The following is a 13,503-nucleotide window of genomic DNA, read 5'->3' as shown; positions in this document are numbered from 1 at the left end:
TTTTAAAAATGAAAAAGAGTATTTTACTATTACTAATAGCCGTTAGCTCATTATATTCTTGCAAGGACGAGCACAGTAACTTGCCTGATGGTTTGTATGCTGATATTGAAACCAATAAAGGACATATTATTGTTGAATTAGATTATAAAAAAGCTCCTGTTACTGTTGCTAATTTTGTAACCTTAGCCGAAGGTAAAAACGAGTTTGTAACAAAAGATTACTTAAAAAAGAAACCTTTTTTTGATGGCTTGAAATTCCACAGAGTTATAGAAGATTTCATGATTCAGACCGGAGATCCTGAAGGAACTGGTTCTGGAGATACAGGATATAAATTTAAAGACGAAATCACTGATCTAAAGTTCGATAAAGCAGGTGTTTTAGCAATGGCGAATAACGGTCCGGGAACAAACAGCAGTCAATTTTTTATTACACATGTTGAAACTCCATGGTTAGACGGGAAACATACAATTTTTGGTCATGTTGTAGAAAAAGGTCAGGAAGTTGTAAATCAGGTAAAACAAGGTGATACTATTGTAGCCGTAACCATTATTAGAAATGGAGAAGCAGCTAAAAAGTTTGATGCTGTAAAAGTATTTACAGACTATTTCTCTGAAATTGCCAAAGAAAAAGGTAAATATGCAGACGTTCAAAAAGAAAAAGTAGAATATTTTGCTTCTGTAAAATCTAAAACTACTAAAACAAATTCAGGTTTAGAATATTTAATTACTGAAAAAGGAACGGGTAAAAAGCCAACTTCGGGAACACAATTATACATTCACTATTCAGGATTTTTAGAAGACGGAACTTTATTTGACTCCAGCGTAGAAGAAGTTAATAAAGCTTTTGGAAAATTTGATGTTTCAAGAGCTGAACAACACGGATATCAGCCAATTCCGTTTCAGGCAGGTCGTAAAGATGGTATGATCCCAGGATTTATAGAAGGAATCGAACAACTTTCATTTGGAGACAAAGCTATTCTTTTTATTCCGTCTCATTTAGCTTACGGAGCAACTGGTGCCGGAGGAGTGATTCCGCCAAATGCGAATATCATTTTCGAAATTCAATTATTAGAAAAGCCACAATAATTATACATAAAGATTAACTTAGACTTAAATTGAGAAAATCATGAAATTTAAATTTCTAGTTTTATTTTGCCTTGCAGTTGTAAACATGCAGGCTCAGACAAAAAAACCGGCAGCAAAACCAAAAGCTCCGGCTACAAAAGTTATTGCAAAAACAGCTACAAATCCTAATGATGGTATTTTTGCTACTATATCAACTACAAAAGGTGATATCGTATTATCATTAGAATACGTAAAAACACCGGTAACTGTAGCAAACTTTATTTCATTGGCAGAAGGAAATAATCCGAATGTAAAAGTGGAAAGACTAAAAGGAAAACCTTTCTATGACGGATTGAAATTTCACAGGGTTATCAACGATTTCATGATTCAGGGAGGAGATCCTGACGGAAACGGATCAGGAGGTCCCGGATATGCTTTTAAAGACGAATTTGTAGAAGAACTGAAGTTTGAAAAAGGCGGTGTTCTTGCAATGGCAAATTCAGGTCCTGCTACAAACGGAAGCCAATTTTTTATCACACATAAAGAAACGCCTTGGTTAAACGGAAAACATACTATTTTTGGTCATGTAGTTTCAGGAATGGACAATGTAAATAAAATTGTTCAGGATGATATTATGACAAAAATTACAATTACCCGTAAAGGTGATGCTGCAAAGAAGTTTAACGCTGTAAAAGTTTTAGCAGACGATGTTAAAAAACAAGAAGCTAAGAAGGCAGAATCTCAAAAAGTAGTAAAAGAAAAAGCGGCTTATTTTGCAGCTAATAAAGCAAAAGCAACTACAACGGCGTCAGGTTTAAAATACGTTATTACGAAAAAAGGAACTGGAGTTAAAGGAGCTGAAGGTTCTGCAATCTATTTTCACTATGCAGGATATTTTGAAGACGGAAATCTATTCGACAGCAGTATGGCAAGCGTTGCAAAAGCGTATGGCAAATATGATGCAAACCGCGATGCACAAAAAGGATATCAGGCTTTTCCTTTTACTGTAGGTAAAAAAGACGGAATGATTCCGGGTTTTATCGAAGCACTAGATTTAATGACTGACGGTGAAAAAGCAATTTTCTTTCTTCCTTCAAATTTAGCGTATGGAGAAAAAGGTGCCGGAGGAGTGATTCCGCCAAACTCAACTTTGATTTTTGAAATTGAAACGTATCAAAATCAACCTGTAAAATAAAATATTTATTTTTATCAGATATAATGTAACCCATCAAAATATTGTTTTTTGATGGGTTATTTATTTTATGTAATACTATCAAATTCATAATTTTAAGACCAAAATTGACTCTCAAAATAAACTCATTCTAGCATTTAAGTCCGATTTCTATTAAATCCTAAACAAAATAGCTTACCTTTGCCGGCTTTATTTTTTTAATTTAAACAAATTACGATGTCACAAAACAATGTATTAAAGGGAGTATTTTTAGTTGCAATAGGCGCCACAACTTACGGAATGTTAGCTACTTTTGTAAAAATGGCCTATTCAGAAGGATATACAACTGCTGAAGTAACCACATCTCAATTTGTGTTAGGAATTATTGGAATTTTATTGATAAATGCATTTCAAAAAGCAAAACATAGGGACAATGTTGTAAAAGCAACCAAAAAAAATATTTTCAGTTTAATGCTTGCCGGTACTTCATTAGGTATGACAAGTTTATTCTATTATCTGGCGGTAAAATACATACCGGTTTCTATTGGCATCGTTTTATTAATGCAAACCGTTTGGATGGGTGTTTTACTTGAAATGATTTTAGAAAAAAAACTGCCTTCAAAACAAAAAGTGATTGCCGTATTTATAGTTCTTGCAGGGACTGTTTTAGCAACAAATATTATTCATAATGATGTAGCACTGGATTGGCGTGGTCTCGCGTGGGGAATCCTGGCAGCAGCGTCGTTTACTACAACAATGTTTACCGCAAACAGCGTTGCAACCGAAATTTCATCTGCACAACGTAGTTTATACATGCTTTTAGGAGGATCTGTAATTGTATTTTCATTTGCAATTGCGACTCAGGTAACTCCTTTTAACTTTGAAATTTTCATGAAATGGGGAATTATTCTGGCGCTTTTTGGCACAATTATCCCTCCAATGTTAATGACTGCAGGTTTCCCGCTAACCGGAATTGGACTGGGAAGTATCGTATCTGCACTTGAACTTCCTGTTTCTGTAATGATGGCTTACATATTATTAGATGAAAAAGTGATCTTATCACAATGGATAGGAATCGTTTTAATCATTTTTGCCATAATTATCATGAATGTAAATTTTAAGCGTAAAAATTAACTTATTTTGCAAACCATTAAAAAAAAGCCGTTTGTAATGTAATAATTGTTAATTTTTTTATAAATTCGTGACAAACAATTACATATCATCATGAATTTACCTTGGCATTTATATTTAATGGCTGCTCTCTATATTATTGCCGGATTAAATCATTTTAGAAATCCCGGAATGTATGTTAGAATCATTCCACCTTTTTTCACAAACCCCAAATTAATAAATTTTTTAAGCGGAGGTGCCGAAATTGTTTTAGGCATCCTCCTAATGGTTAATTACACAACAAATTTTGCTGCGTGGGGAATCATAGCATTACTAATTGCTGTATTCCCGGCAAATCTTTTCATGTATCAAAATAAAAAAGCAAGTTTTGGCTTACCAAACTGGATTTTATTTGTACGTTTACCCTTACAATTTGTTTTGATTTTTTGGGCATACCAATATACCCTTTAACAATCAACTATTAATTAAATTATTTTATTATGAAAAAATTATTTGCAGAGTTCTTCGGAACTTATTGGCTAGTTTTTGGAGGTTGTGGAAGCGCACTTTTTGCAGCTGGATTTCCTACTTTGGGAATTGGATTTGCGGGTGTTGCACTTGCGTTTGGTTTAACAGTATTAACAATGGCATATGCTGTAGGTCACATTTCAGGAGGACATTTTAATCCTGCGGTTTCTCTTGGTTTATGGGCAGGCGGAAGATTTCCTGCAAAAGATCTTTTACCTTATATTATTTCCCAATGTGTTGGAGCAATTGCTGCTGCAGGAACATTATTCATCATTTGGACTGGTAAAGCAGGAAATGCAATAAACAATTTGCAAGCCGGAGCTTTTGCATCAAATGGTTACGGAGCATTCTCGCCTGATGGTTATTCTTTGCAATCTGCCTTTATAGCAGAATTTATACTAACATTCTTTTTCCTGATAATAATTCTGGGAGCGACGGATAAATGTGCCAATACTAATTTTTGCGGTATAGCAATTGGATTAGCACTTACTTTAATTCACTTAATAAGTATTCCAATTACCAATACTTCTGTAAACCCTGCAAGATCATTATCACAAGCTATTTTTACAGGTGGAGAACCATTATCTCAGGTTTGGTTATTTTGGGTCGCACCAATTTTAGGCGCTATTCTTGCCGGATTTATATACAAAACATTATTACAAAAGAATGACGAAACGGAGCATTCAGCTCAATAATCATTAACATATAAGCTATAGATTTTTATATTGCTTACTTATTGAGCAATATCAGACTAAAAAATCATAAAAATATTTACCTTATAACTTACTTTTAAAGAGAAAATCAGATATATTTATATTCGGTTTTCTCTTTTTTTTATATGCCAATACTTTAGATAATCTCTTTATAGCAAACAGATTATAACTTGTATCAATCTAATTTTACTTTTATGAATGATATTATAGCATATTTCAGTACGATTCCGTCCTCACACAGAAGCTTGATACTCGTGGGTGGTATTACACTTTTTTGGCTCATCGAAAACACATTTCCATTATTCAGGATGCAATACCGAAAATGGCAACATGCAGGAATCAATTTCTTTTTGACGTTTACTACAATCATTGTCAATTTTGTTTTAGCTTTTATTTTAATTAGAACAGCAAACTGGACAATAGAAAATCATTTTGGAATTCTGCAATGGATGCCTGCAATACCAATTTGGCTTTATACCATCATCGGGTTACTTTTATTAGACTTGATCGGGGCTTATCTCGCTCATTATATTCAGCATAAAATAAAATTCTTATGGCGTTTTCATATCGTTCATCATACAGATACCTGGATCGATACCACAACTGCCAACAGACATCATCCCGGAGAAAGTATCATTAGGTTTATATTTACAACTCTTGGGGTTTTAATTATAGGAGCTCCCATGTGGATGGTTTTCTTATATCAGAGTCTCTCTGTTATTTTTTCACAGTTTAATCATGCAAATATTTCTTTACCCAATAAACTAGATGTCATACTGAGTTATTTTATCATTTCTCCTAATATGCATAAAGTGCATCATCATTATGTTTTACCTTATACAGATAGTAATTATGGCAACATTTTCTCTGTTTGGGACCGCATTTTTGGCACTTTTACAAGTCTTCCAAAAGAAGAATTAATTTATGGAGTAGACACACATATGAGTAAGGAAGAAAACAACAGATTAAAAAATTTATTGCAAATTCCGTTTCAAAAATCAAGATCTGCAAAAAACAGTTAAAATCATTAAAAAAAATTTCACAGAACGAACCAACTAATTATTTTTTTTATTAATATTGATACTTAAATTGAAAATCAATCTATTAATCATTAACCCCTATTTTGAATTAATTTTCACGTGATGAAAAAGAGTAACCGCAAAGAATTGAATTGGGAACAAACCGAAAAACTTGTTTCGCTAGCCTTAGAAGAAAAAAATCCATTTGAGATCATAAAAAAAGAATTTGGATTGGCAGAAAAAGAAGTTCTGGAAATCATGAAAAAGAAGATGCCACTTGAAAAATTCGAGATGTGGAAAAAGAAGGCAATTGCAAATAAACCAAAACCAAAACCCGTTAAAATAGATGATTTTGATGAAGATCTGGATGGTAAATATTATATAAAAAACAAGCTAGACTAAAACAAAACTCCTGAAATTCAGGAGTTTTTTTATATTTTTAATGTAATTGTAACTTTTTTGCTTTTTATAAGTCAAATACAAATAACTAAACAATAAGAAATGAAAAAAATACTTTACACCTTGGCTCTTGCAGTAACTCTTTGGAGCTGTAAAACAGGAAGCTCATCAGGTGCCGCAAAAAGCAATGTAGTAGATGTAACTATAAATTTAATTGACGTAAAAGACGATAAAGTTTTAGTAACCGTTACGCCACCACAAATCAAAACTGACGAAATTATTTACAGCATTCCAAAAACAGTTCCGGGAACTTATTCTACAGATAATTATGGTAAATATTCTGATGGATTTAAAGCCTTTGACGCTAAGGGTAATGAATTAACCGTAAAAAGAATTGACGATAATTCATGGTCAATTTCTAACGCCAAAACATTAAAAAAAGTGACTTATCTTGTAGGTGACACTTTTGATACTGAAAAAGGAACAGGATTTGGTAATGACGATGTTTTTTCACCGGCAGGAACTAATATCAATGCAGGAATCAACTTCATGGTTAATACCCATGGTTTTGTAGGTTATTTTCAGGATAAACTAAATGTTCCTTACAAAGTTACTATCACGCATCCTGAAACGCTTTGGGGAGCAACTTCAATGACAGATGAAGATGCAAGCAAAACAAGCGATGTATTTACAACGCCTCGTTACGCAGTTTTAGTCGAAAATCCTATCATGTATTCTAAACCTGATTATACGACTTTTAACGTAAACGGAATGGATATCCTGATCGCTGTTTACTCTCCTACCGGAAAATTTACGGCAGAAAGTATTACTCCGGAAATGAAAACCATGATGACAGCGCAAAAAAACTTCCTGGGAAAAGTAAATGCGACTAAAAAATATACTGTTTTATTGTATTTATCAAGCATGGCTAAAGATGATGCTCACGGTTTTGGGGCTTTAGAACATCCTACGGCAACTACAGTTGTTTTACCGGAATCTATGCCAAAAGAAAAACTGGTAGAATCTATGAAAGATGTAGTTTCGCATGAATTTTTTCATATCGTAACACCATTAACAATTCACTCAAAAGAAATTCAATATTTTGATTATAATGCCCCAAAAATGTCTGAGCATTTATGGATGTACGAAGGTGTAACGGAGTATTTTGCCAACCTGTTTCAAATCAATCAGGGATTAATTGGTGAAGCTGAATTTTATACGCGTATTGCTGATAAAATCGAACAGGCAAAAGATTTAAACGATACGATGTCTTTTACTTTGATGAGTAAAAATGTATTAGAGCAGCCTTATAAAGACCAATACTTAAATGTCTATCAAAAAGGAGCCTTAATTGGTATGTGTATCGATATTATCATTAGAGAAAAAAGCAATGGCGAAAGAGGAATTCTGGATCTGATGCATAAATTAGCTAGTGAATATGGAGTTGAAAAACCATTTAATGATGACGAGCTTTTTGCTAAAATCACACAATTGACTTATCCTGAAGTTGGTGAATTTTTGAACAAATATGTAGCGGGAACTACGCCAATTCCTTACGATTTTTATCTGGCTAAAGTTGGTGTTACAAAAGCATCTGAAAAAACTCCAGGATCAATTTTCATTAAAGGGCAAGCTCCTTATATTGGTATCGATAAAGCAACTAAAATAATAAGTGTTCGTCCTGAAATAGCATTAAATGTGTTTTTTGACAATTTAAATCTTAAGGCTGGTGATCAAATCATTTCTGTAAACAATAAAACATACAACTTAGACAATATCTATGATTTAATTACAGAAAGTGAAAACTGGAAAGAAAACGATCCTATTACAATTAAAATCAAACGTGCCGGTGCAGAGCAAACTATAAAAGGAACTGTAAAAGTACCATTTGAAGAAAAAGAAACTTTTAAAGCTACAGATGCTTCAAAAGAGAAACTTAAAAACGCATGGTTAAAAGGATAATTTTCTTTTAATTAATCATCATAAAAAAAACCGACAATCACTTGTCGGTTTTTTTTTGTGTTATGTCATTGCGAGGAACGAAGCAATCTCATTTTACATATCAATTTTAACTGTTGTTAGTGTGGTTGCTTCGTTCCTCGCAATGACTTTGCGTGTGTATCTTTATTTCTTAGCTGGAAATTTCCAGTCAAATTCGTCTTTATCATTGATAATTGCACCAACTTCAAACTTCACAACTTCATCAAATTCTGTTTGTAGAATAAACCAATTGTCTTCGTTAAAATAGTTCTCGAAAGTGTCAAAAGTTTCCTGAGTATATTTTGTGATTCCTTTTGTTGCTAAATCTTTCTTTACGTCAGCAATTTTTCTTCCGATTAATTTGAACCCAAAAACTTCTAAATCATTACTTGAAGCCACTGCATAACCCAATTTCATTTCTTCTTCCTGATAAAATGTCAATCTGATTTTTTGTGCATTGTATACAAAAATCACATTATCATCTTCGTCTACATAATTTTTATCAGGTTTTCCTAAAGCAGCCGTTACATCGTTTTGCTTCATTCCGAAAAGCAATTTATCAATTCCTGATTTTAGATTTATTTTCATATTTAATTGTCTTTATTTGAAATGCAAATTTCGTGAAGTTTTTATAAAATCTATTCATGTTTGAGTATTATTAATTTTTTCGCCACGAATTTCACTAATTTTCACGAATTGACATTAGTGATTTGTCAGGCAGAGCGAAGTCGAAGCCCTTTTCGTTATAAAAGCCTTCGACTTCGCTCAGGGTGACATCAAAATAAAGAAACCTAACAAGTTTTAAAACTTGTTAGGTTTGGACTTTTGAAACCTAATAATTCTTCTTATTTGGTTTTGCACTCATATAAAAAGTGATTTTTCCGCCATTGATGATATCTGCATGTTTTAGAAAAGGTTTATCTAACTGTTTCCCGTTTAAAATTACTTTATTCACAAAAACATTTTTATCAGATTGATTTACGGTTTCAACTTCGAAATTCTTTCCGTTTTCTAAATTAAAAGTTGCTTTTTTAACTAACGGACTTCCTAATGCATATTCATCAGAACCCGGAGCTACGGGATAAAATCCTAAACTGCTAAAAATATACCAGGCGCTCATTTGCCCAAAATCGTCATTTCCGCCTAAACCGTCAGCTCCATTTCGATACATTTTTTTCAGGATCATTCTAATTTTGTCCTGAGCTTTCCAAGGCGAATTGGTCCAGTTGTATAAATAAACCACATGATGTGAAGGTTCGTTACCATGGACATAATTCCCTATGATTCCGTCTCTGGTTATATCTTCTGTATTTTCAAAATATTTGTCCGGTAAATGCATGCTGAATAATGAATCTAATCTCACATTAAACTTATCGTTTCCGCCCATCATTTTAATCATTTCGGCAGGATCTTGCGGAACATATAAACTATAATTCCAAGAATTGCCTTCAATAAAACCTTGTCCATGTGTATCTAACGGATCAAATTCTTTTTTGAAAGTTCCATCATTTAATTTCGGACGCATGAAACCTGTTTTTGCATCATACACGTTTTTATAATTTTTAGATCTTTCGATAAATTCATTATAAATATCTGTTTTGCCTAATTTCTTTGCCGCCTGAGCAATTGCCCAGTCATCGTAGGCATATTCTAAAGTTTTAGATACCGAAGATCCGTTTTTATCCTCAGGAACATAATCTTTAGTCATATAATATTCCAATCCGTCATAATATGGTACTTTTGCTGTATTTACACAAGCCTGAAGTGCTTTTTCAGCATCAAAATTACCATTGCCTTTTACAATTGCATCTGCAATTACAGAAACAGAATGATACCCAATCATGCACCAGTTTTCATTTGCATAATGCGACCAGATTGGCAACATTTTATGCACGCTTTGATCTGAATGTGCCAGCATAGAACTAATCATGTCAGAATTTCGCTCTGGCTGAACCAAATTGAATAAAGGATGTAAAGCTCTATAAGTATCCCATAACGAATAACTGGTGTAGTTTTTAAAGTTTTCGGCTTTATGAACGTTCATGTCCAAACCCTTATAGTTACCGTCTAAATCCATGTATTCTGTTGGCCCTAAAAAGGCATGATACATTGAAGTGTAAAAGTTTACGAGATCTTCTTTTTGAATTGTTTCTACCTGAATTTTATTCAATTCATTATTCCAGATTTCCTGACTTTGTTTTTTTACTTTTTCGAAATCCCAACCCGGAACTTCTTTTTTCATATTTTCAAGTGCTCCGGCAGAACTTACCGGTGATAACGCCATTTTTATTTTGATCTTCTCTCCTTCTTCAGTATTAAAATCAAAAAACAATTTTAAGTTCTGACCAGCCATTTCCGGAAAGTTTTTCGTTTGATCAAATCTTCCCCAAAATCCTCTGTAAACACTTTTTTCGAGTGCAGCTTGTCCGTAACTTTTAATAGGTTTACTAAAAGACATCGCAAAATAAACGGTTCTGGTTCTTGCCCAGCCATTTGTCTGGCGATATCCTGTAATTAATGTATCGTTTTCAACACGAACAAATGTCCATACATTCTTTTTATCGTAGTTGTAAATTCCTGATGTCAGATCAAGAATTATATGCGATTCGTCAGATTTTGGAAATGTATATTGATGCATTCCAACGCGGGTTGTTGCGGTAAGCTCTGCCTTGATTTTATGATCTTCAAGAAATACGCTATAATAAGCAGGTTCTGCTTTTTCGGTCGAATGAGAAAACGCAGATCTGTAACCTGATAATGGCTTCGATGCTATTCCCGGATTCAATTGTAATTTCCCCGTTGTAGGCATGATTAAAAAATCGCCTAAATCAGAATGTCCTGTCCCGCTAAAATGAGTATGGCTAAAACCTACAATCGTTTTATCTTGATATTGATATCCTGCACAATATTTATAAACTTCACCATTGTATTTTCCGTTTAAACCGTAGGCAATCGTATCTGTTTCCGGACTTAATTGTACGCTCCCAAACGGAACTGTTGCGCCAGGATAAGTATGTCCCATTTTAGCTGTACCAATCATAGGATCGACATACTGAATTAGATTACGTTTTTCGATTGCTTTTTTCTGTGCATTGATTGTATAAGCAAGCATTAAAAATGATAATCCAAAAACAAGATTTTTTCCCTTTATTCTATTCATCAGGTAATTTTTTTAAAGTATTATTTTTTCTCTAAAACAGGATTTCGCATTTACTAAAACGATTTACCAATGTTTTTAGGTTAGAAAAATACGATAAAAAATGATTTTTAAAAAATATAAAATTTATTTAACTAAAAAGCTTTTAAATATCTTTGATTGTATAAAAATGTAACTTTTAGTCATGAAGAATTTTATTTTATTGTTATTGCTTGCTTTCTCAACATTCGGTTTTTCCCAAAAAGTAGAAAGTTATAAATTAACAAAACAAGAAATAACAGAAAGAGAACTTGATCAGGTTTCAGATTTTCCTATTTATAAAGCATTCGAATGTTCAGATAAAGGTGGTGTATATGAATTGCTTCTATGCGAAAATCAAAAAAACATCTCTAAAAAAGACACTTTAAATACTAAAATCCAGGCTATTTGTACTATGAATGATCATGGTGGATTTCTTGAAAAATGGCGAATAAATGATTTACTTGAAAGCACAGAACCTAAGGAAACTAATATTTGGTTCTGGACAAAATACTGCAGCACAAAAGATCTCGACGGCGATGGTTATATTGATCCTGTAATTGTTTATGGAACGAGAAATGAAAATGATGAAATAAGACGTGTAAAAATTATTACGGTTTATAAAAATAAAAAATATGCAATTCGTGCCATAGAATGTGATCTTGATGATTGCAGAAGTTTTAAAAAAGATAAAGATTGGAATTCTTTACCTCAAAAAGTAAAAACGTACGTAGATAATTTAGTGGTAAAAATAAGAAAGGAACAAGATCTTCTTTTGAAAAATGGATAGAAGATAAAATTTCATTTTTTTTAAATTCCAAATTCAGAACTTGATTAAATGTGGGGTAAAACTAATTACTTGCCAAGACTGGATTAATCCCCAAGCTTTGGGACAGCTCTACAATATGGTTGGAGCATTTGGCTTTTTTTCTTGCTTTGTCTAAACTGGATTAAAATCCAGCCCTACAATATTAGTTGAGCCTTTGGCTCTTAACTTGCTCGGACCTTTGGTTCTTTTTAAAGTTTACGCTTTAAATTTTCTTTTACTTCATCGAACCATTCATTTTTAAGAATACTCAAAACAATTGAATCACGACGAACTTCGCTATTTGCTGTTGGCATATGACTGCGCAAAACACCTTCGACTTTGCAGCCAATGCTTTTCATGGCAGCAATGCTTCGCTCGTTACTATTATCTGCACGAAATTCTACACGTTCCATTTCAAGGGTTTCGAAGGCAAATTGAAGTAATAAAAATTTACAATGTTTGTTGAGTCCGGTTCCTCGAAAAGCAGAACCATACCACGTATATCCTAACTGAAGTGTTTTGAATTCAAGATTCATGTCGTAGAAACGGGTTGAACCTGCATATTTTTGAGCTTTTTTATCAAAAACTATAAATGGAAATTCTCTTTGATCTTCTCGTGCCTTTATTGCCGATTGAATGTATTTAATTAAATTTTCTTTTCCGTCAGCACCTACAAGAGAATATTTCCATGTTTCAGGTTCGTTGATCGAGATTTCTAATAAATTATCGACGTCTGATTCTTGTAAAGAACGCAATAAAACCAAATCGTCTTCTAAAATAATATTTTCTGAGAAACTGAAGTTTGTATTCATAGCTTTTTGATTTTTTAACCTTATCGAATGTGTAATCCCTACGGGATAAAATGTTTGGGTTTATGAATGTATTTCTAGCGATATGGAATCTCTACGAGATATTATTTTGGTGAATATATACTAAGCAAAAACCTCAAAATTCCTGCACTATTGTCATTTCGACGAAGGAGAAATCTTCGCGAGAAGCTCGACAAAGATTGAAATCTCGTTGCGGAGTTACTTGCGGAGATTTCTCCTTCGTCGAAATAACAAACCTGTGTTTAAACATTGGGGCTTTATGCGATTATTATAGATATCAAGAAAATTCAAAATGATTATTACTCACTCATTTCATCATAACGCTCCGGAACTTGCGGATCATACAACGGAAGTTTGAATTCTTCCATTATTTCAACCAGCTTATTCATCGTTTTACCTTCGGTTCCGTAGCAGTCAATTTTGATGCTTTGTGGGGTCGAAATTACCTGAAAAGCGCCTTTTCCAGAATTGTTTTGCCAGCTGTTTTCATCTACTTTTTCCCATTGTGAAAATACCGAAGCGATTCTGTTCATAATTACCTGAACCGGAAGTATTTCAAGACCTTCGACTGTTTCTTTTTCGACAAGAGCTTCATAAACTTCGTGATGGTTTAGGTAAACTTCTTCTAAATATTTCCAAAAAAGTAATTCGTACATAGCCTGGTGTTTTTTAGCCCCGATAGTAGTAAAAATCCTTTTGTTTTTTT

The 13,503-nt window shown here is 33.2% G+C and carries 13 protein-coding genes; 9 read left to right on the top strand and 4 right to left on the bottom strand.

Annotated features, from left to right (window positions below; genetic code table 11):
• Nucleotides 1–8 precede the first annotated feature (8 nt).
• The 8 genes from ASF10_RS14590 to ASF10_RS14555 all read left to right on the top strand — a co-directional run bounded on the left by ASF10_RS14590 (nt 9) and on the right by ASF10_RS14555 (nt 7,966).
• Nucleotides 9–1,085 (top strand): peptidylprolyl isomerase, encoded by a 1,077-nt coding sequence (locus ASF10_RS14590; RefSeq protein WP_056250473.1) that lies wholly within the window; start codon nt 9–11, stop codon nt 1,083–1,085.
• Nucleotides 1,086–1,125: 40 nt separating this feature from the next.
• Nucleotides 1,126–2,259, top strand: coding sequence for a peptidylprolyl isomerase (locus ASF10_RS14585; protein WP_056250471.1), 1,134 nt, complete (start codon nt 1,126–1,128; stop codon nt 2,257–2,259).
• A gap of 213 nt (nt 2,260–2,472) precedes the next feature.
• On the top strand, nt 2,473–3,369 hold the full coding sequence (locus ASF10_RS14580; RefSeq protein WP_056250470.1) for an EamA family transporter: 897 nt from the start codon (nt 2,473–2,475) through the stop codon (nt 3,367–3,369).
• 90 nt (nt 3,370–3,459) lie between these two features.
• A complete protein-coding gene (locus tag ASF10_RS14575; protein WP_056250468.1) occupies nt 3,460–3,816 on the top strand; it encodes a DoxX family membrane protein in 357 nt (118 codons plus the stop codon).
• A 29-nt stretch (nt 3,817–3,845) separates the two neighbouring features.
• Nucleotides 3,846–4,568: an aquaporin Z gene (gene aqpZ, locus ASF10_RS14570; RefSeq protein ID WP_056250467.1), complete on the top strand. Its 723-nt coding sequence runs from the start codon at nt 3,846–3,848 to the stop codon at nt 4,566–4,568.
• Nucleotides 4,569–4,780: 212 nt separating this feature from the next.
• Nucleotides 4,781–5,608 carry a sterol desaturase family protein gene (locus ASF10_RS14565; RefSeq protein ID WP_056250465.1) on the top strand — a complete coding sequence of 276 codons (828 nt, stop codon included), beginning with the start codon at nt 4,781–4,783 and terminating at the stop codon, nt 5,606–5,608.
• Nucleotides 5,609–5,728: 120 nt separating this feature from the next.
• Nucleotides 5,729–6,007, top strand: coding sequence for a DUF2805 domain-containing protein (locus tag ASF10_RS14560; RefSeq protein ID WP_055098339.1), 279 nt, complete (start codon nt 5,729–5,731; stop codon nt 6,005–6,007).
• Between the two features lie 99 nt (nt 6,008–6,106).
• Entirely contained in the window at nt 6,107–7,966 is a 1,860-nt protein-coding gene (locus ASF10_RS14555) for a peptidase M61 (RefSeq protein ID WP_056250464.1), read from the top strand.
• Between the two features lie 162 nt (nt 7,967–8,128).
• Here ASF10_RS14555 and ASF10_RS14550 read toward each other — a convergent pair whose 3' ends face one another.
• Together ASF10_RS14550 and ASF10_RS14545 are read right to left on the bottom strand one after the other, a co-directional pair.
• On the bottom strand, nt 8,129–8,572 hold the full coding sequence (locus ASF10_RS14550) for a hypothetical protein (RefSeq protein WP_056250463.1): 444 nt from the start codon (nt 8,570–8,572) through the stop codon (nt 8,129–8,131).
• A 244-nt stretch (nt 8,573–8,816) separates the two neighbouring features.
• The gene (locus tag ASF10_RS14545) at nt 8,817–11,096 is read right to left on the bottom strand and encodes a GH92 family glycosyl hydrolase (RefSeq protein WP_117611390.1); all 2,280 of its coding nucleotides are present in this window, start codon (nt 11,094–11,096) and stop codon (nt 8,817–8,819) included.
• Between the two features lie 229 nt (nt 11,097–11,325).
• Here ASF10_RS14545 and ASF10_RS14540 point away from each other — a divergent pair, with 229 nt between their 5' ends.
• Nucleotides 11,326–11,949 carry a M949_RS01915 family surface polysaccharide biosynthesis protein gene (locus ASF10_RS14540; protein WP_056250459.1) on the top strand — a complete coding sequence of 208 codons (624 nt, stop codon included), beginning with the start codon at nt 11,326–11,328 and terminating at the stop codon, nt 11,947–11,949.
• Between the two features lie 227 nt (nt 11,950–12,176).
• On the opposite strand, the gene ASF10_RS14535 is transcribed toward ASF10_RS14540, so the two are convergent.
• Together ASF10_RS14535 and ASF10_RS14530 are read right to left on the bottom strand one after the other, a co-directional pair.
• Nucleotides 12,177–12,779 (bottom strand): GNAT family N-acetyltransferase, encoded by a 603-nt coding sequence (locus ASF10_RS14535; protein WP_056250457.1) that lies wholly within the window; start codon nt 12,777–12,779, stop codon nt 12,177–12,179.
• 317 nt (nt 12,780–13,096) lie between these two features.
• A complete protein-coding gene (locus ASF10_RS14530; protein WP_056252146.1) occupies nt 13,097–13,453 on the bottom strand; it encodes a hypothetical protein in 357 nt (118 codons plus the stop codon).
• Between the last annotated feature and the right edge of the window lie 50 nt (nt 13,454–13,503).

Origin of the sequence: Flavobacterium sp. Leaf82 (assembly GCF_001422725.1) — a bacterium.
Lineage (GTDB): Bacteria > Bacteroidota > Bacteroidia > Flavobacteriales > Flavobacteriaceae > Flavobacterium.
Note: the sequence above shows the minus strand (reverse complement) of the source record. Positions and strands in the feature narration are given on the sequence as shown.

Bases quoted from the DNA above. Each gene is read 5' to 3' on its own strand.
- ASF10_RS14590 (WP_056250473.1), top strand. From the start codon at position 9: ATGAAAAAGAGTATTTTACTATTACTAATAGCCGTTAGCTCATTATAT.
- ASF10_RS14585 (WP_056250471.1), top strand. From the start codon at position 1,126: ATGAAATTTAAATTTCTAGTTTTATTTTGCCTTGCAGTTGTAAACATG.
- ASF10_RS14580 (WP_056250470.1), top strand. From the start codon at position 2,473: ATGTCACAAAACAATGTATTAAAGGGAGTATTTTTAGTTGCAATAGGC.
- ASF10_RS14575 (WP_056250468.1), top strand. From the start codon at position 3,460: ATGAATTTACCTTGGCATTTATATTTAATGGCTGCTCTCTATATTATT.
- aqpZ (WP_056250467.1), top strand. From the start codon at position 3,846: ATGAAAAAATTATTTGCAGAGTTCTTCGGAACTTATTGGCTAGTTTTT.
- ASF10_RS14565 (WP_056250465.1), top strand. From the start codon at position 4,781: ATGAATGATATTATAGCATATTTCAGTACGATTCCGTCCTCACACAGA.
- ASF10_RS14560 (WP_055098339.1), top strand. From the start codon at position 5,729: ATGAAAAAGAGTAACCGCAAAGAATTGAATTGGGAACAAACCGAAAAA.
- ASF10_RS14555 (WP_056250464.1), top strand. From the start codon at position 6,107: ATGAAAAAAATACTTTACACCTTGGCTCTTGCAGTAACTCTTTGGAGC.
- ASF10_RS14550 (WP_056250463.1), bottom strand. From the start codon at position 8,572: ATGAAAATAAATCTAAAATCAGGAATTGATAAATTGCTTTTCGGAATG.
- ASF10_RS14545 (WP_117611390.1), bottom strand. From the start codon at position 11,096: ATGCTTGCTTATACAATCAATGCACAGAAAAAAGCAATCGAAAAACGT.
- ASF10_RS14540 (WP_056250459.1), top strand. From the start codon at position 11,326: ATGAAGAATTTTATTTTATTGTTATTGCTTGCTTTCTCAACATTCGGT.
- ASF10_RS14535 (WP_056250457.1), bottom strand. From the start codon at position 12,779: ATGAATACAAACTTCAGTTTCTCAGAAAATATTATTTTAGAAGACGAT.
- ASF10_RS14530 (WP_056252146.1), bottom strand. From the start codon at position 13,453: ATGTACGAATTACTTTTTTGGAAATATTTAGAAGAAGTTTACCTAAAC.